Origin of the sequence: Limosilactobacillus mucosae DSM 13345 (assembly GCF_001436025.1) — a bacterium.
GTDB classification, from domain to species: Bacteria; Bacillota; Bacilli; order Lactobacillales; family Lactobacillaceae; genus Limosilactobacillus; species Limosilactobacillus mucosae.
Map to the genome: position 1 here is coordinate 124,881 of NZ_AZEQ01000001.1, position 18,022 is coordinate 142,902.

An 18,022-nucleotide genomic window follows, 5' to 3' on the forward strand; every position below is an offset into this window, starting at 1 on the left:
AAAGACACGCCCGGGTATGATACAATGGAAAGCGTATTTTGAATAGAGGTGACAGCTCCGTGGCAAAACCACTGCAAGTCGTGATCATTACAGGGATGAGCGGTGCCGGTAAGACGGTTGCCGTTCAAAGCTTTGAGGATCTTGGCTACTTTGTAATTGATAACATGCTGCCGAATCTGGCGGAAAAATTTGCCGACGTGATCCAAAACGCTGCCGAATTTGACAAAATGGCAATGGTAATGGATTCGCGCTCACAGGAATTTTATGATCAGATTCTACCCTGCATTCAGCGCTTAAAGAGTCGTACTGATCTGCAGGTTGAGATTTTATTTTTGGATGCCAGCGATGTTGAGCTGGTTTCGCGCTATAAAGAGACGCGCCGCTCACATCCATTATCGCGGCAAGGCGGTGTCTTAGAAGGAATCCAAAAAGAACGGACATTATTGAGTGATTTAAAGAGTCAGGCCGATGTCGTGATTGATACGACCGAGCTGACGCCGCGCAATCTACGCTTAAGAATTGATGATTACTTTGGCGATGGCCAGACCAGCAGTTTTTTTGTTGAGGTGATGTCATTTGGCTTTAAGTACGGCTTGCCATTGGATGCTGATATCGTTATGGATGCCCGCTTTCTGCCCAACCCTTTCTACTTGCCCGAGCTTAAGCATCTAACCGGCAATGATAAGCCAGTACAGGATTATGTCATGCAGAGTCAGCTGGCTAAAGATTTCTACTCACACTTAAAGGCTTTGCTGAAGGTTGCTTTGCCAGGCTATATCCAAGAGGGTAAGAGCAGCTTGACGATCGCGATTGGCTGTACGGGTGGGCAGCATCGTTCGGTGACGATTGCCAACCTGTTAAATCAAGATCTGCGCAAAGGCGGCTATACGGTCAATCTGCATCATCGCGATGTTGATAAGGCAAAATAAGGAGGTATTTGAATGATCCATAAACCTAAAATCGTAATGATTGGCGGCGGGACGGGACTTCCTGAGATTCTGCATGGCCTTAGGGATAAAGACGTTGATGTAACGGCAATCGTGACGGTAGCTGATGATGGCGGCTCCTCAGGAATTTTGCGTAACTATGTCAACGTGGTGCCACCTGGTGATATCCGTAATGCATTGGTTGCCTTATCAGAGCTTTCTGAACTGGAACTAGAGATTTTTCAGTATCGTTTTAACAGTACCGACCAGTTTTTAGCTGGCCATGCAATTGGCAACCTGATCATTTCGGCGCTGACTGAGATGAAAGGCGGCGATATTTTTGCGGCGGTCCAGGAACTGTCATCGCTGATGAAAATCAGAGGACATATCTATCCCGTTACCGACGAGCCATTAACCTTAAACGCTGAATTTACAGATGGCTCGACTCTAAGCGGCGAGTCAGAGATTACGGCTGCTCATAAACGAATTCAGCGTGTCTGGATTACGCCGTCCAATAACAATGACCATCATCAAGCGGCGGCCGTTAAGCAGGTTATTGATGCCATTATGGACGCCGATCAGATTGTCTTGGGACCTGGGAGTCTGTTTACCAGTATCTTGCCCAACCTGATGATTGAAAACGTCGGCAAGGCCGTTTGTGAAACCAAAGCAGAAGTCGTCTATATCTGCAACATTATGACTCAAAAGGGTGAAACCGATAATTTCTCTGATGCCGATCATGTACGCGTGCTTAATTCGCATTTGAAACAGAACTTTATTGATACCGTTTTGGTAAATATCCAGCCGGTACCTAAAGACTACATTGATTTTAAGGAATGGAATGAGATTTCCCAGCCAGTCAAGCATGATTTTCAAGGATTGCGGGATATGGGGTGTCGGGTAATCTCCAGTAATTTCCTGCGCTTAAGAGATAACGGTGCCTTTCATGATCGCGACAAGGTGGTAGCCGAACTGCTGAATCGTCTGCATGGCGTACACTATTAAATAAGAGGAGGATCGCGCATGTCATATGCCAGCGAGGTAAAAAAAGAGCTGACGGGGCTGCAGGTGCACTTGGATAATGCCAAGGCCGAACTGATGGCGCTGATTCGGATGAATGGATCTTTAGGAATTGCTAATCGCAACATGATTCTTAACGTCCAAACAGAAAGTCCCGCCATTGCCAGAAGAATCTATTCGCTTTTAAAGCAGTTTTATCAAGTCGAAAGTGAGATCGTCGTCCGGCGAAAAATGAAGCTGAAAAAGAACAATCAATACGTTGTAAGGCTTCGCTACCATGCGCAAGAGATTCTCAGCGATCTGGGGATTTTAGAGGGGTTTCAGATCAAAGAAAAAGTCCCGATGGCGCTGCTTAAAGATGATTTAATGATTCGTTCATACCTGCGCGGGGCTTTTTTGGCGGGCGGCTCGGTCAATAACCCAGAAACCTCGCGCTATCATCTGGAAATCTATTCACTATATGAAGAACATAATGAGATGATTGCTCAGATGATCAATCGCTACCACCTGAATGCCAGAACTACGGCTCGTCGCAGCGGCTATATCGTCTACTTAAAGGAAGCGGAAAAAATTGCGGAGTTTCTTCAGCTGATCGGTGCCACTAACGGCATGCTCAAGTTTGAAAATATCCGAATCGTTCGTGATATGCGTAATTCCGTCAATCGCTTGGTTAACTGTGAAAATGCCAATATGGATAAGGTAGCCAATGCCTCTAATCGTCAGATTGAAAATATTCGTTTGATCGATTCAATGGTCGGTTTGGACAGCTTGCCAGAAAAACTGCGGGCAATTGCTGAAACCAGGCTCGCACATCAAGAGGTCAGCTTAAAGGAGCTTGGCGTTTTGGTACCAGGTGGCCCGATCTCAAAATCAGGGGTTAATCATCGGCTGCGCAAGCTAAATGCTTATGCCGAAGAACTGCGACAGGCTAAGAGCAACTAAAAAACCACGACTGGATGCAGTCGTGGTTTTTTTAGCTATTTAGGTCAAACAATTACTTTAGTTTGGCGCTGTTTTCCATGATTCCGTCAAGCAGACCATAATCAACGGCTTCTTGGGCCGTTAAGTAGTGATCGCGTTCCGTATCACGTTCGATTTGCTCAATTGGCTGGCCAGAATTTTCAGCCAGAATACCATTGATCATCTTGCGCGTCTTCAAGATTTCTTCGGCCGCAATCTGAATTTCAGTTTGCTGACCTTGTGCGCCGCCAGAAGGCTGGTGAATCATAACCGTTGAGTGTGGCAAACCGAAACGTTTGCCTTTGGCACCGGATGATACCAGCACGCTGGCCATTGATGCGGCCATGCCGATTACGATCGTCTGGACATCAGCCTTGATGAAGTTCATCGTATCGTAGATGGCCATCCCTGAGGTTACGACGCCACCAGGTGAGTTAATGTAAAGGTAAATATCTTTGGTAGAATCTTGCGCATCCAAGAATAACAGTTGCGCAACGATTGAGTTTGCCATGTCGTCTTCAATTGGACCGGATAGCATAATGATGCGGTCCTTCAACAGACGTGAGTAGATGTCATAGGCGCGTTCGCCACGCGATGACTGTTCAATGACCGTTGGAACTAGGTTCATGCTTTGGCCTCCCTCTTAATTAGCAGTAGTCAGCATCGATTGCTAACTTATGTGAATACTATACTCGATAGGTCAGAAAAGGTCAAATGTTTTGTCAGAAAAAAACACTGCTGCTAACGATGCTGATATCGTTAGCAGCAGTGCCTTAATGCTGGTAGATAATATAGGTATAGTTATAGTTATTTCAAATCAGCTGAGATCATGCTCAGTTCTTGGTTGGCGATTTCGGCATCCAGCATTGCGCGATCATCGTTTTCGATCATTTTTTTAAGTTCGTTTAATTCGTGCATGTTCTTTTTAAACATAAGTCTCATCTCCCCGTTTAGTTGAAATTGTGAATGAATTAATTGTTAACCTCTGTGATGTCTAAGACTATACACCAAATTGGTATTATTGACAAGTGCCAGTTTAAGGCGATTTAGTGTTTTAATAATCAAATTGGTATAGTTCAAATTGACGGAAAACGTTTATCAATTTTCATTTGTGAAAATAGTGCTACCGTTTCCAAATTTGATGCTGAATAGCCTTTGTGTTGAAAAAGATAAAAAGTGAGCAAGATGTCCAAAATTCAATTCGACCGTCCAAAAATTTTTTTAAATTTATTGCTGATCAGTTGGTTGCAATAATAGTTGTTGATTTTTAATAACCTGACCTTTATAATTGGAATGTTGATTATTTACGTTAGATATAAAGGAGGCATATTGCAATGCGTAAAGCACATCCATACGGCGTACAAGGCCGTCGCCCAGTCGCAGACCGTTACACGCGGGCTAAGAAGGAAAAGAAAATCGAAGCAATTCGCAAGTGGGCTAAGCAAAAGCCAGCTGAAGAAAAGTAATTTGCTTTTCCGTTTAAGAAGACCTCATCCAGGATTATGGATGAGGTCTTTTAATATGTTGTGATGTAGTTTTGACTTCGTGGTAATAAAAAAGCACTGATCAGATTGATCAGTGCTTTTTTATATTTAAGTGCGCCCCCCGGGAGTCGAACCCGGATCTCGAGAACCGGAATCTCACGTGCGATCCATTACACTAAGGGCGCGAAATAATTTTAAGCTCGCTGAATTAACACGAACGTTTATTATAATATCCCCAGTGACGATAAAATGCAAGCAAAAAATGAATATTTTTACAAAAAAATTGGATGAAGCTGGTTTATCTAAAACTGAACACATTTCCATGGACAAGTTAGTCGGTTTTGAGTATTATAAAAAACGTAGGTTAGTGCGATTGTTTAGCTAACAGCCAAAATTCCGAATTTTTTCCTTAAAAATGTCAATTTTGGATAAAAATGTATGTTAAACTAAACAAGAACATTGAATTATTTTCCTAAAGGAGGAAATTGCAGTATGACTGTAAAAATTGGTATTAATGGCTTTGGCCGTATTGGTCGTTTGGCATTCCGTCGGATCCACGAACTGGGCTCCAAGGACATCGAAGTGGTAGCAATCAACGACTTGACTACCCCTTCAATGCTGGCTTACCTGCTGAAGTACGACTCTACTCACGGCAAGTTCCCTGGCGAAGTTTCTTCTACTGACAAGGGCATCGTTGTAGACGGTAAGGAATACCCTGTATACGCTGAACGCGATGCACGGGACATTCCTTGGGTTAAGAACGATGGTGTTGACTTCGTTCTGGAATGTACTGGTTTCTACACTTCTGCAGAAAAGTCACAAGCACACCTGGACGCTGGCGCAAAGCGTGTGCTGATTTCTGCACCTGCTGGTAACATCCCAACTGTTGTTCCAGGCGTTAACCTGGACACGCTGAAGGCTGACGACAAGATCGTTTCTGCTGGTTCCTGCACGACCAGCTGCCTGGCTCCAATGGCTTACTTCCTGAACAAGGAATTCGGCGTTAAGGTTGGTACCATGACTACGATCCACGCATTTACTTCTACGCAAGCCATCCTGGATGGCCCTCGTGGCAAGAAGATGCGTAACAACCGTACTGCAAGCACGAACACGATTCCTCACTCTTCTGGTGCTGCCAAGGCTATCGGCCTGGTTATTCCAGAACTGAACGGTAAGCTGTCCGGTCACGCACAACGTGTTGGTGTTGTTGATGGCTCCCTGACTGAACTTGTTTCCATTCTGGACAAGAAGGTTACGGTTGACGACGTAAACAATGCTATGAAGAAGGCAACTGAAGGCAACGAAGCCTTTGGTTACACTGAAGACCCAATCGTATCTTCCGACATTATCGGCTCTACTTTTGGTTCCGTCTTTGACCCATCCCAAACTGAAATCATGGAAGGCGAAGATGGCGCACAACTGGTTAAGACGGTTGCTTGGTACGACAACGAATACGGCTTCACTTGCAACATGATCCGTACGCTGCTTCACTTCGCTACCCTGTAAGGCGAACTGAATAGTATCAATTGAAAGGCGGGAGGAGGAAACTCCGCCCGCCTTCTTTGCAGATTAAGGAGGAATTGGTCAATTATGGCTAAAATGACTGTTGAAGATCTTCCATTGGAAGGCAAAAAAGTTTTGATGCGCGTTGACTTTAACGTGCCAATCAAGGATGGCGTCGTTGGCGACGACAACCGAATCGTGGCTGCTCTGCCAACGATCAACTACGTTATCGATCATGGTGGTCGGGCAATCCTGTTCTCTCACCTGGGTCGGATCAAGAAAGAAGAAGACAAGCCAGGTCTGTCGCTGCGTCCAGTTGCTGAACGTCTCTCCAACCTGCTGAACAAGCCAGTTACTTTTGTTCCGGTAACTGAAGGCAAGCAGTTGGAAGATGCCATCAGCCAAATGAACAATGGTGACGTGCTGCTGGTTCAAAACACGCGTTACGAAGATGTTAAAGACGGTGAATACGTTAAGCGTGAATCAGGCAATGACCCTGAATTGGGCAAGTACTGGGCATCATTGGGCGATGTTTTTGTAAACGACGCCTTTGGTACTGCACACCGTGCCCATGCTTCCAACGTTGGTATTGCCCAAGCAATCGGCGCTGGCAAGTCAGGCGTTGGCTTCTTGATGGAAAAAGAAATCAAGTTCTTGGGTGACGCTGTTGACAATCCAGTTCGTCCTTTTGTTGCCATCTTGGGTGGTGCCAAGGTATCTGACAAGATTGGCGTTATCGACCACCTGCTGGACAAGGCTGACAAGATCATCATCGGTGGTGGGATGGCCTACACGTTCTATGCTGCCAAGGGCATTAAGACTGGTAACTCACTGGTTGAAAAAGACAAGATCGATGTTGCCAAGCAAATTATGGACAAAGCCGGCGACAAGCTGGTTCTGCCAATTGACAATGTAGTTGCTGATGCCTTTAAGAATGACGCCAACACTAAAGTAGTTGAAGGCGACATTGATGATGGCTGGATGGCTTTGGACATTGGTCCTAAGACGATTGAACTGTACAAGAGCGTTTTGGCTGATGCCAAGACGGTTGTATGGAACGGCCCAATGGGTGTCTTTGAAATGAGTAACTTTGCCAAGGGTACGCTGGAAATCGGCAAGTTCCTGGGCACGTTGACTGGTGCTACGACGATTGTTGGTGGCGGGGACTCCACGGCTGCAGCCAAGCAATTGGGAATTGCTGACCGTTTGAGCCACATCTCAACTGGTGGCGGTGCCTCATTGACTTACTTGGAAGGTAAAGAACTGCCAGGGATCGCAGCAATTTCTGAAAAGTAAAGCTAGATAAGCGATTGATTAGCATAGTAGCGATTCAGTCGCTTTTTTTGCTAAAATTAAAGCAGCGGAAAAATTAAAAAGGGGGGCTTTTGCATGCGAGTACCAATCATCGCCGGCAATTGGAAGATGAACAAAACGGTTTCTGAAGCAGTTGAGTTTGTCAACTATATTAAAAATGAATTGCCAGACCCCAGTGAACGAGAAATCGTCCTGGCTGCACCGACGCTTTCATTGACGTCGATGGTACAAGCCGCGAAAGATACGCCGTTAAAAATCGCTGCTGAAAACTGCTATTGCCGGATTGCAGGTGCGTACACCGGCGAAACCAGTCCACGCTCATTGTCTTTGGCTGGCATTCATCATGTCATTCTGGGACATTCTGAACGGCGTCGTTTATTTAATGAAACTGATGAGCTGATCAATCAAAAAGTCCAGGTTGCCTTGCGCAATGGCTTGTGTCCGATCGTCTGCTGTGATGATACGATGGGACGACGAATTGCCGGTAAAAAGGTTCGTTGGGTAGTCAGCCGCATTCTGGCAGATCTTAAGGGACTGTCACCAGCTGATGTTACCAAGGTTACGATGGCCTTTGAGCCAAGCTGGGCAATCGGTACTGGCCAAAGTGCTGATCCTGAACAGGCTGCTGAAGGCTGCTATCTGATTCGCCAGACGATTCGTGATATGTATGGTGAAGACATTGGCAACGCCGTCCGAATTCTTTACGGCGGCAGCGTCAATGAAACCAATATCAAAGCCTTGATGGCCTATGATGATATCGATGGTGTTTTGGTTGGCGGTGCCAGCCTGGATCCTGATCGTTTCTTAAAGCTTGTAAACTCTTAAGATAAAGCTTGTTTTAAATTGTTCTGAATAATACAATGGAAAGCGGAAGAACTTTCCAATTTTAAAATGACAGAGGAGAGATTCATCAATGTCACTCATTACTGATATTTATGCTCGTGAAGTCTTGGACTCACGTGGTAACCCAACTGTTGAAGCAGAAGTCTACACTGAAGCCGGTGGCGTTGGCCGCGGCATCGTGCCATCTGGTGCTTCTACTGGTGAACACGAAGCAGTTGAACTTCGCGATGGCGACAAGAACCGTTTCGGCGGCAAGGGTGTTTTGAAGGCCGTTGCCAACGTTAACAACGTAATCGCTAAGGAAATCGTTGGCATGGAAGTTACTGACCAAGTTGCCATCGACAAGGCTATGATCAAGCTTGACGGTACGCCTAACAAGGGCAAGCTGGGTGCCAACGCTATCCTGGCCGTTTCCTTGGCTGCTGCACGGGCTGCTGCTGATGAGCTGCAAGTGCCACTGTACAACTACCTTGGCGGTTTCAATGCTCATCTGCTGCCAACGCCAATGATGAACGTCATCAATGGTGGTGCCCACTCCGACAACAAGGTTGACTTCCAAGAATTCATGATCATGCCAGTTGGTGCACCAACTGTTCGTGAAGCAATTCGTTGGGGTGCCGAAACTTTCCACGCCCTGAAGAAGGAACTGGAAGCTGCTGGTAAGGTTACCTCAGTTGGTGACGAAGGTGGTTTTGCTCCTGACTTTGCCAACAATGAAGAACCATTCCAATACTTGATCAAGGCAATTGAGGATGCCGGCTACAAGCCAGGTAAGGACATTGCTATTGCCTGCGACGTTGCTGCTTCTGAACTTTGGAACGACGAAGACAAGAAGTACAAGCTGCGTTGGTCCACTGGTGAAGAATACACTACTGAAGAATGGATCGAATACCTGACGGGCATCATTGAAAAGTACCCAATCGTATCCGTAGAAGACCCAATCGACGAAAACAACTGGGATGACTGGGTAACGATTACCAACAAGCTGGGCAAGAAGGTTCAACTTGTTGGTGACGACTTCTTCGTTACGAACACTGACTACCTGCGCAAGGGTATCAAGATGGGTGCTGCCAACTCGATCCTGATCAAGCTGAACCAAATCGGTACCTTGACGGAAACGGTTGAAGCAATCGAAATGGCTAAGGAAGCTGGCTACACGGCAATCGTTTCTCACCGTTCTGGTGAAACTGAAGACACGACGATTGCTGACCTGGTTGTTGCTACCAACGCCGGCCAAATCAAGACTGGTTCCATGAGCCGGACTGACCGTCTTGCTAAGTACAACCAGCTGATGCGGATCGAAGACAACCTGGGCGACGTTGCTCAATACAAGGGGATTCACTCCTTCTACAACTTGAGCGAACAAGCTCGTCAAGACATCGAAAACCGTTAATATCTAAATTAATGATTTTAAAAGCGTTTGGATTTTTCCAAACGCTTTTTTTGATTGCTTTGATTTGTGCTAGACTGATTAGGTAACAAAATTTTTTAGGTGTGAGAAGAAAGTGAAAACAACTAGAATTGCAGGACTCAGTTATTCAAATCTGCGCCAGGCAGGCCGCGCCGTTTTAATTGGCTTGGCGGCAGGCTTGGTTGTCAGTCTCTTTCGCTGGGCAATTCAAAATCTATTGGGTGTGGTTATCAAAGCATTTGCCTATTTTCATGGGCATCCGGTCTGGCTGCTGCCTTGGATTGGCATGAGTATTTTCATTGCACTGCTTTTAGGCAATCTGGTTCAAAAAAATCCGGATATTAAAGGCTCAGGGATTCCACAAGTTGAAGGTCAGCTGACGGGACAGTTTGATGAAGAATGGTGGCCGGTTCTTTGGCGTAAATTCTTTGGTGGCATTATCAGCATTGGTTCGGGGCTGTTTTTAGGCCGTGAAGGACCCTCGATCCAGCTGGGAGCTGCTGTTGGTCAGGGAATTGCCGAAAAAAATGCCAGAACTGAAATTGAAAGACGAGTTGGCATTGCCAGCGGCGCGGCAGCCGGGCTTTCGGCAGCCTTTAACGCGCCAATTGCCAGCACGATGTTTATTTTAGAAGAGGTTTATCATAATTTCTCGCCACTGGTCTGGCTATCGGTATTTATCAGCTCACTGTCGGCTAATCTGGTTTCGATGGCGTTCTTTGGCCTGGAACCTGATCTGAACGTGCCGCATGAGGTGCTGTTTCCAGCTTCACAGTATTGGCATCTGATCTTGTTGGGGATTTTACTGGGCTTGCTGGGCAGGCTATATCAGGTCGTTATCTTACGGCTGCCTAAATGGATGCGCCAGATAAAATTTCTCAAACCAGTCTGTTATCCAATCATCCCATTTCTGCTGGTCATTCCAATCGCCTGGTGGTGGCCGGTAACGCTGGGTGGAGGAAACAATCTGGTCGTTGCGCTGCCTAAGATGCCGGCTGAGCTTAAGGTAATGCTGGGCTTATTGGTTTTGCGCTTTGTCTTTTCGATGATCAGCTACGCGACTGAGCTGCCAGGGGGGATCTTTTTACCGATTCTGACGCTGGGTGGCATTATTGGTGCTCTATATTGCGTAATCATGATGCATTGGGGATTAATTCCAGCCAGATATCTGCCTAATTACGTGATCTATGCCATGGCCGGCTACTTTGCCTGCATCAGCAAGGCGCCGTTTACTGCTATTCTTTTGATTACCGAAATGGTCGGCACGATGACGCATCTTATGCCGCTGGCAATCGTTTCAATCGTAGCTTGGCTGGTCGTTGATCTGATGGGTGGGACACCGGTATACGCGGCTATGTTTGCCAATATGATGCATAAACAGCCGCAAAAAGAACTGCTGGGGCTGACACAGATGACTACGCCAATTTTTGTCGGCTCCAGGCTGGATGGCTGTCTGATCAAGGATTTTGCTTGGCCAGTCGGTGCTCTGATCACCTGTATCTATCGTGGCGAAAATCAGCTGATTCCGCATGGTGATACGCGACTGAAAGCGGGCGATACGCTGGTCATCCAGTTGCGCGGCAAAAATCACATTGCCAACCAGGCGCGGATCAATCTGGCAGCCCGACAATCAGCGCATGATTAGCCAAATGACTGGAAATATGGTATTATTTAACGGATATAGCGGGTGAAATAGGAGGAAATTTTTTTGTATAATACGATTATGACCCTCTTCTTGATTGTCTGCGTCATTTTGATTGCTTGCGTAATGATGCAGCCAGCCAAGAATGACAACGATGCCATGTCCGCTTTGACCGGGGGAGCTGGCGACCTGTTCAGTCGGCGCAAGGCTCGCGGTTTTGAAGCGGTTATGCAGATTGCTACGACCATCTTTGGTGCCCTGTTTTTTATCCTGGCACTGGCGCTGGTCTATGTTTCTTCACACTAGTTTAAGTGCCTCCTGCCAATATCAGGGGGCTTTTTATTTATTTTAAAGAGGTATATGGATGACACAATTACAACTTGAAATACTCAAGCGTTTACTCGATCATCAAGAACTCAGCTTTTCGGCTGAAAAAATCGCCCAGCAGCTGGGAATGAACAGAGCAGATCAATTTACGCCGATCGTTCAGGCACTGGCACAATTGGAACGGGATAAAAAAGTCATGGTAACCGATCAGGGTGAATTTAAGGCGGTTATCAAGCCTAAAACGATCAGCGGGATCTTTCGTGGCAATGCAAAGGGCTTTGGCTTTGTAGCTTATGATCCGGAGCAGCCAGACGTTTATGTCAACCCTGATCACACCATGCATGCAATGAGCGGTGACGAGGTTGAAGTCAAGATCCTGCGTGCTCCTGAACCCGGCAGCGACCAGGGACCAGAAGGACAGGTAACGGAAATTCTCACGCGTCATTATGAGCATGTGGTTGGCGAGTTTAAAAACATTACGATGGGCAACTTTATTGGTGAGATCATTTTAAAAGACAAAAAGCTCAGCAATTTCCGCTTTTTTGTCACTGATGATGGTTTGCACCCAGAAGACAACGAAATCGTCAACGCCACGATTGCATCATATCCAAGCGATGATTCACCGCAGATCATGACAGGGATGGTCACTGAGGTTATTGGCGACAAGGATCAGCCGGGAATTGATATTCTCTCCGTTGTCTATGCCCATGACGTTCCGCATGTTTTCCCACAAGCGGTCATGGATGAGGCCAACGCCATTCCTGATCACGTGCTGCCAGAAGAAAAGAAGGGTCGTAAAGACATTACCGCTCAGCCACTGGTTACGATCGACAGTATTGAGTCCAAAGACCTTGATGATGCCGTCGTGGCTTGGAAGCTTGACAACGGCAACTATCATCTGGGGGTTCATATTGCTGACGTTACGCACTATGTTAAGCCGGGCTCGGCACTGGACAAAGAGGCCTTTAAACGAGGAACTTCAGTCTACTTAACGGATCGTGTGATTCCAATGCTGCCAAAGCGACTTTCAAACGGCATCTGTTCCTTGAATCCGAATGAAGAACGGTTGGCAATGAGCTGTGAGATGGAGATTGATCCCCAGGGCAACATTGTCAAGCACGAGATCTTTCCTAGTGTAATGCGTTCTCATGCTCGGATGACCTATAAAGCCGTCAACGCAATTTTAGAAGATCATGATCCACAGGTTATCAAAGAATACGAAGAACTGGTGCCAATGTTTGAGACGATGGGCGAGCTGCACCAGATTCTTTTAAAGCATCGGCATGATCGCGGCGCCATTGACTTTGATGCGCCAGAAGCCAAGATCATTGTTGATGAGGAGGGTCACCCAACCGACATTCAGCTGCGCGAGCGGGGGACTTCTGAACGAATGATTGAATCCTTTATGCTGGCAGCCAATGAAACCGTGGCGGAACACTACTATAAGCTGCACGTACCGTTTTTATACCGGATTCATGAAACGCCGGATGCCGATCGAATCAAGAGCTTTGCTGAGCTGCTCAGCGTCTTTGGCATTGAAATGAAGGGTGACTTGAAAAACGTTAAGCCCAAGATGCTCCAAGACGTCTTAAAGAGCGTGGCTGGCAAGCCAGAAGAACAGATGGTCCAGGTGATGATGCTGCGCAGTATGCAGCAGGCTAAGTATGCTGATGAAGAAGTCGGTCACTTTGGTTTGGGTGCCCAATACTATACGCACTTTACCTCGCCAATTCGTCGTTATCCTGATGAAATGGTGCACCGCTTGATTAGCTGGTATGCTGAAAACGGCACGACAGAAAAAGCCAAGGCTAAATATCGCGACTGGCTGCCAGAAGTAGCTGAGCACACCTCGGTTACCGAACGGCGGGGTATTGATACGGAACGCGACGTTGACAGCATGAAGAAGGCAGAATACATGGAAGATCATGTTGGCGAGACCTTTGATGCCGTTGTTAGTTCCGTCATGAAGTTTGGCTTGTTCGTAGCCTTGGAAAATACCGTTGAAGGCCTGATCCATATCAGTGTCATGAACGATGACTTCTACGAGTATCTGGAATCCAACATGGCATTGGTTGGCCGCCGCCATCATCATATCTTCCAAATCGGTCAGCCAGTCAAGGTTAAACTGATTCGAGTAGACAAGGATCAGCGCGAGGTTGACTTTGAACTGGTTAACCCTGAGGAAGCCCCAACAACCAAGCTGCGGGTGCCGCGTAAAAACGATGGTCGCTTTAATGGTCGAGGACGTGGCAGTCGTGACGACAAGCACAGCAGATTCGGCCATGGCGAGCGGGACAAAAAAGATGGTAAGCGTTCCTACCGCAGCAATGGCAACGGTAATGGTCGGCGCAGCAATCATCTGTTTGATCGCGGGCCTTCACGTCGGCATGATGGCGGCAAGCGTTCCCAGCGCGGCCGCAACAATGGTGATCGCCGCTCGCGTTAAGCTATGACGGGAGGGAAAAAGATGGCAAAAAAATCCCATCACGAAAAAGATGATAATCTAATCGCGCAGAACAAAAAAGCGCGTCACGATTATTCAGTTTTAGAGACTTATGAAGCTGGGATTGCTTTGACTGGGACTGAGATCAAATCCGTCCGAGCTCGGCGCGTCAATCTTAAAGATGGCTTTGCTCAGCTTCATAACGGTGAATTATGGCTGATGAACGTGCATATCAGTCAATATGACAACGGCACCTTCTTTAATCATGATCCCCTGCGCAATCGTAAGCTGCTGCTGCATAAAAAAGAGATTAAAAAGATTGCCGGTGAGCTGTCGACCAAGGGGATTACGCTGATTCCGCTGAAAATGTATATCAAGCATGGCTATGCCAAAGTACTGCTGGGCCTGGCTAAGGGAAAGCATGAATACGATAAGCGCGAGTCGATCAAGAAGCGTGAGCAGGAGCGCCAGATCGAACGTGTTTTGAAACATTACTAAAAATCAGATTTCGTGCAAAATAAAACGGGCGTGCATTCTAAAAAAATGCACCCCGTTTTTATTCTGGCTGATGAACGTGTCTACTGAGGCTTTGATCATTAAGCACTGTTTTAGGTACGAATCCCATGCTTAGATCGCCCTGGTCAGTTGATGACATCGGATTCAGCTGACGCAATCGTTCTCGCAGCGGCTGGCGATCATGATGTCTGGCCCAGCGGTTGATGATGGTGGCCGTTAAGATTGCCAATGGCTCATCGGCTTGATTGGTGACGCTTAAACAGCTGCAAAAGCCACCAGTATTCGGTACCGGCTCAACTGCAAAGATCAAGCGGCTGCCGCAAAAGACCTTGAAGCGTCCACTTACTAATGAGCCGACGACAATCCAGTTGAGACCGTGGATATAGATCAGTTCATGAAAAAGTCCCAGTGATTTGCCGATCGTGCCAACTTGACGCCGATTTAAATAAAGAGCGAATTTTGGCGTAAGACCGAGCGTTAATTGCTTGGCTTCAGCTAACAATTCACCGCTCATCGTATATAATGAAAGTGCATCATAGCGAATCCCCCATTTACCGGCTAACAGGTAGCATGAATGGCCGCTTGCGTCGTGAATGACGGTAGCGCTGTTCAAGTCGGTCGAACGGTCGCGGATGTACAATTGCCGCATGACAGAAATCACCACTTTTCCTAAATATCTAACTACCATTTTAACAGCTGTCGGCAATAAAAACAGTCAATTAACGCGATCAAAATAGGTATCGTATTTATAATAATCATGTTAAAATATTCACGAGGTGCTGACTTTGAAACAACTTATCCATAACGATTGGTGGGGCGTGCTTGAACCCCAGTTTGAATCTGCCTATTATGCTCAGCTGCACGCTTTTTTAGCTGATGAGTATGCCCATCAGACGATATATCCAGAGATGCATCATATTTTTGAAGCCTTTGAATGGACTCCCTTTTCAAAGGTAAAAGTGGTAATCTTAGGACAGGATCCTTATCATGGACCGCACCAGGCACACGGCTGCAGTTTTTCAGTTTTGCCAGGCGTCAAGATTCCGCCTTCTTTGCAAAACATCTATAAAGAGCTGCAAGACGATCTTGGCTATCCGCCCGTTGAGCATGGCTATTTAAAGAAGTGGGCCGATCAAGGCGTGCTGTTGTTAAATTCCGTGCTCACCGTCCGGGCTGGTCAGGCGTTCTCGCACCGCGGTCATGGTTGGGAGCAGCTTACGGATGCAGCGATTCATGCGTTGTCTGAACGGCCGCGACCAGTGGTGTTTATTCTTTGGGGCAAGGCAGCCCAATCAAAAATTCCTTTGATCAACACGCAGACCAACATTGTTCTGCAATCACCGCACCCCAGTCCTTTTTCTGCCAACCGTGGCTTCTTTGGCTCAAAGCCTTTTTCTAAAACCAATGAGGCTCTGGTGGCAATGGGTGAGACACCGATTGACTGGCGTCTGCCCGAACATGTTGATATTGACGCACAATGGAAATGAGGTTATGAATAATGGATGTATTTGAACACTTAAAGTCACAGCTTTCATCACAAGACAAGCGGATCGTTTTTCCAGAGGGTGAGGATGAACGGATCTTTGGCGCAGCAGCTCGGTTAGCGCATGATGGTCTGCTGACGCCGATTCTGCTGGGAAATGAAGCAAAGATCAAAGCAGCTGCCAAGCAGGATGGCATTGATCTGACTGGGGTTGAAATCATGGACCCGCAGACTTATCCGGCAGCCGACTATCAAGCAATGCATGCCGCACTTTTAGAACGGCGTCACGGTAAGAATACACCAGAACAGGTCGACGCGATGTTAAAAGACGTCAGCTATTTTGCTACGATGCTGGTTTACATGGGCAAGGTTGACGGGATGGTTTCTGGCGCGATTCACTCAACCGGCGACACGGTCCGGCCAGCGTTGCAGATCGTTAAGACCAAGCCTGGCATCAAGCGGATCAGTGGGGCATTCTTGATGCAAAAAGGCGATCAGCGCTATATCTTTGCTGACTGTGCGATCAACATTGAACTGGATGCGCCAACGATGGCTGAGGTTGCCGTTGAAAGCGCCAAGACGGCCAAACTGTTTGGGATTGATCCCCGCGTTGCCATGCTGAGCTTTTCAACCAAGGGATCAGCAAAAGGCGAAATGGTTACCAAGGTTGCCGAAGCGACTAAACTGGCCCAGGAAGCTGATCCAGAACTGGCTGTCGATGGCGAGCTGCAGTTTGACGCGGCAATCGTTCCAGCCGTTGCAGAATTGAAGGCTCCTGGATCCAAGGTTGCAGGTCATGCCAATGTCTTTGTCTTCCCAAGTCTGGAAGCCGGCAACATTGGCTACAAGATTGCTCAGCGCTTAGGTGGATTTGAAGCTATCGGTCCGGTTCTGCAGGGATTGAACGCACCAATTGCCGATCTGTCGCGGGGATGCAATGAAGAAGACGTTTATAAGGTTGCTTTGATTACGGCGGCTCAGGCACTGTAAACTCAAAGGTCGTTTGGCAAAAGTCAAGCGACCTTTTTGATTTACGGGCAGGATACGATAAAATAGGAACTATCGAAGACCATGATCGTTGATTTGATCAAAATGGTCAATTCCAGCAAAGGATAATGATAATGACTCAACTAACTTTACACAATCGAGAAGCAACGATGGCGGTAGGAAAGAAAATGGCCCCGTTTTTGCAGGCTGGCGACGTAATCGTATTAAATGGCGATCTGGGAGCTGGCAAGACCACTTTTACCAAAGGACTGGCAGCTGGTCTGGGTATTTCAGACGTGATCAAGAGCCCAACTTTTACGATTATTCGTGAATATCAATCAGGACGCCTGCCGCTTTACCATATGGATATCTATCGACTTGAGAATGGCGGGGCCGAAGACTTAGGATTGGAAGAATATTTTGATGGTGATGGCATCAGTGTGGTTGAATGGGCAGAATTTATTGAAGACGAATTGCCGACCGAATTTTTGGCAATCAATTTTAAGCGGACTGATGATGAACAGACCCGTGAGCTGAGTTTTGAACCGCATGGACGGCACTTTGAATCATTGGTAAAACGATTGGTGGCAGATCATGACTGAAACGGTTGGAATCAAGCTGGCCACGCCAGATGATGCACAGGCAATCCTGAATCTGCTCAAACAGCTTTCTCAAGAGAGCTCGGCCATCTTGGTGCCGCATCTGGATACGCTGACGGTCGAACAAGAAGCGTACAGTCTCTATGATATTAACGACAGTACTGATTCATTGATCTTACTGGCTCAGTATCGAAATCATCCCATTGGTATCGTTACGATCATGGAACTGGCTGATCGGCCACAGGTAGGCGAGTTGGGCGTGGCTGTCTTAAAGGACTTTTGGCGAAACGGGATTGGCAGTCTTTTAGTTGATGAGGCTACGTACTGGTTTGCAAACTACAGTACCCTGCAAAAGCTGGTATTGGACGTTTTTGATGATAACGTGCCGGCCATCAAGCTTTATCAAAAATATGGCTTTGTCAAGACCGGTGAGGCTAAGGTGACTGATCAACAAGGCCAGCAGCGCGCAGCAGTTCTAATGGAGTTTCAGCCCGCTGCAGCTGATCATGACTAATCAAGCAACGCGGAACGGCAGCCTGCTGTTTCGCGCTTTTTTACTTATTA

19 protein-coding genes and 1 tRNA gene are annotated in these 18,022 nt (G+C 47.0%); 16 read left to right on the top strand and 4 right to left on the bottom strand.

From position 1 onward, the window contains the following. Nucleotides 1-59: 59 nt before the first annotated feature. Genes rapZ through whiA form a run of 3 tightly spaced genes read left to right on the top strand, consistent with a single transcriptional unit; the run spans nucleotide 60 to nucleotide 2,888 of the window. Complete coding sequence (rapZ, locus tag FC47_RS00610) at nucleotides 60-929, top strand: RNase adapter RapZ (protein ID WP_056967527.1); 870 nt, start codon at nucleotides 60-62, stop codon at nucleotides 927-929. Nucleotides 930-941: 12 nt separating this feature from the next. Further along, nucleotides 942-1,931, top strand: a complete 990-nt coding sequence (locus tag FC47_RS00615; protein ID WP_056967528.1) for a gluconeogenesis factor YvcK family protein — start codon at nucleotides 942-944, stop codon at nucleotides 1,929-1,931. A gap of 18 nt (nucleotides 1,932-1,949) precedes the next feature. Then, nucleotides 1,950-2,888 carry a DNA-binding protein WhiA gene (gene whiA / locus FC47_RS00620; protein WP_006500399.1) on the top strand — a complete coding sequence of 313 codons (939 nt, stop codon included), beginning with the start codon at nucleotides 1,950-1,952 and terminating at the stop codon, nucleotides 2,886-2,888. Between the two features lie 52 nt (nucleotides 2,889-2,940). Here the strand turns inward: whiA and clpP are convergent, their stop codons facing one another. Next, nucleotides 2,941-3,534, bottom strand: coding sequence for an ATP-dependent Clp endopeptidase proteolytic subunit ClpP (gene clpP, locus FC47_RS00625; RefSeq protein WP_006500398.1), 594 nt, complete (start codon nucleotides 3,532-3,534; stop codon nucleotides 2,941-2,943). 179 nt (nucleotides 3,535-3,713) lie between these two features. Beyond that, complete coding sequence (locus FC47_RS11000; protein WP_006500397.1) at nucleotides 3,714-3,839, bottom strand: hypothetical protein; 126 nt, start codon at nucleotides 3,837-3,839, stop codon at nucleotides 3,714-3,716. A 401-nt stretch (nucleotides 3,840-4,240) separates the two neighbouring features. On the opposite strand from FC47_RS11000, the gene FC47_RS11005 reads away from it, so the two are divergent. Then, nucleotides 4,241-4,372 (top strand): hypothetical protein, encoded by a 132-nt coding sequence (locus tag FC47_RS11005; RefSeq protein WP_006500395.1) that lies wholly within the window; start codon nucleotides 4,241-4,243, stop codon nucleotides 4,370-4,372. A 131-nt stretch (nucleotides 4,373-4,503) separates the two neighbouring features. On the opposite strand, the gene FC47_RS00630 is transcribed toward FC47_RS11005, so the two are convergent. Further along, nucleotides 4,504-4,575, bottom strand: a tRNA-Arg gene (locus FC47_RS00630). 307 nt (nucleotides 4,576-4,882) lie between these two features. On the opposite strand from FC47_RS00630, the gene gap reads away from it, so the two are divergent. The 8 genes from gap to smpB all read left to right on the top strand — a co-directional run bounded on the left by gap (nucleotide 4,883) and on the right by smpB (nucleotide 14,371). Beyond that, nucleotides 4,883-5,896 (top strand): type I glyceraldehyde-3-phosphate dehydrogenase, encoded by a 1,014-nt coding sequence (gene gap / locus FC47_RS00635; RefSeq protein WP_006500394.1) that lies wholly within the window; start codon nucleotides 4,883-4,885, stop codon nucleotides 5,894-5,896. Between the two features lie 84 nt (nucleotides 5,897-5,980). Continuing rightward, a complete protein-coding gene (locus FC47_RS00640; protein WP_006500393.1) occupies nucleotides 5,981-7,189 on the top strand; it encodes a phosphoglycerate kinase in 1,209 nt (402 codons plus the stop codon). A gap of 93 nt (nucleotides 7,190-7,282) precedes the next feature. Beyond that, on the top strand, nucleotides 7,283-8,032 hold the full coding sequence (tpiA, locus tag FC47_RS00645; protein ID WP_039945959.1) for a triose-phosphate isomerase: 750 nt from the start codon (nucleotides 7,283-7,285) through the stop codon (nucleotides 8,030-8,032). Between the two features lie 88 nt (nucleotides 8,033-8,120). Continuing rightward, on the top strand, nucleotides 8,121-9,443 hold the full coding sequence (eno, locus tag FC47_RS00650; protein ID WP_033934339.1) for a phosphopyruvate hydratase: 1,323 nt from the start codon (nucleotides 8,121-8,123) through the stop codon (nucleotides 9,441-9,443). Nucleotides 9,444-9,555: 112 nt separating this feature from the next. Then, complete coding sequence (locus FC47_RS00655; protein ID WP_006500390.1) at nucleotides 9,556-11,106, top strand: ClC family H(+)/Cl(-) exchange transporter; 1,551 nt, start codon at nucleotides 9,556-9,558, stop codon at nucleotides 11,104-11,106. 63 nt (nucleotides 11,107-11,169) lie between these two features. Then, complete coding sequence (gene secG / locus FC47_RS00660; RefSeq protein WP_033934341.1) at nucleotides 11,170-11,409, top strand: preprotein translocase subunit SecG; 240 nt, start codon at nucleotides 11,170-11,172, stop codon at nucleotides 11,407-11,409. Nucleotides 11,410-11,467: 58 nt separating this feature from the next. Beyond that, entirely contained in the window at nucleotides 11,468-13,876 is a 2,409-nt protein-coding gene (gene rnr / locus FC47_RS00665; RefSeq protein ID WP_048345434.1) for a ribonuclease R, read from the top strand. A gap of 21 nt (nucleotides 13,877-13,897) precedes the next feature. Further along, nucleotides 13,898-14,371, top strand: coding sequence for an SsrA-binding protein SmpB (smpB, locus tag FC47_RS00670; RefSeq protein ID WP_039945957.1), 474 nt, complete (start codon nucleotides 13,898-13,900; stop codon nucleotides 14,369-14,371). 58 nt (nucleotides 14,372-14,429) lie between these two features. On the opposite strand, the gene FC47_RS00675 is transcribed toward smpB, so the two are convergent. Continuing rightward, on the bottom strand, nucleotides 14,430-15,038 hold the full coding sequence (locus tag FC47_RS00675; RefSeq protein WP_006500386.1) for an LURP-one-related/scramblase family protein: 609 nt from the start codon (nucleotides 15,036-15,038) through the stop codon (nucleotides 14,430-14,432). Between the two features lie 136 nt (nucleotides 15,039-15,174). Here FC47_RS00675 and FC47_RS00680 point away from each other — a divergent pair, with 136 nt between their 5' ends. From FC47_RS00680 to FC47_RS00695, 4 genes are all read left to right on the top strand, one after another. Further along, nucleotides 15,175-15,876 (top strand): uracil-DNA glycosylase, encoded by a 702-nt coding sequence (locus FC47_RS00680; RefSeq protein WP_033934344.1) that lies wholly within the window; start codon nucleotides 15,175-15,177, stop codon nucleotides 15,874-15,876. Between the two features lie 11 nt (nucleotides 15,877-15,887). Next, nucleotides 15,888-16,862 carry a phosphate acetyltransferase gene (gene pta, locus FC47_RS00685; protein WP_006500384.1) on the top strand — a complete coding sequence of 325 codons (975 nt, stop codon included), beginning with the start codon at nucleotides 15,888-15,890 and terminating at the stop codon, nucleotides 16,860-16,862. A 131-nt stretch (nucleotides 16,863-16,993) separates the two neighbouring features. Next, nucleotides 16,994-17,461 carry a tRNA (adenosine(37)-N6)-threonylcarbamoyltransferase complex ATPase subunit type 1 TsaE gene (tsaE, locus tag FC47_RS00690; RefSeq protein ID WP_033934345.1) on the top strand — a complete coding sequence of 156 codons (468 nt, stop codon included), beginning with the start codon at nucleotides 16,994-16,996 and terminating at the stop codon, nucleotides 17,459-17,461. Then, complete coding sequence (locus FC47_RS00695; RefSeq protein ID WP_006500382.1) at nucleotides 17,454-17,972, top strand: GNAT family N-acetyltransferase; 519 nt, start codon at nucleotides 17,454-17,456, stop codon at nucleotides 17,970-17,972. The genes tsaE and FC47_RS00695 overlap by 8 nt, the downstream gene beginning before the upstream one ends. The last annotated feature ends 50 nt before the right edge of the window (nucleotides 17,973-18,022 follow it).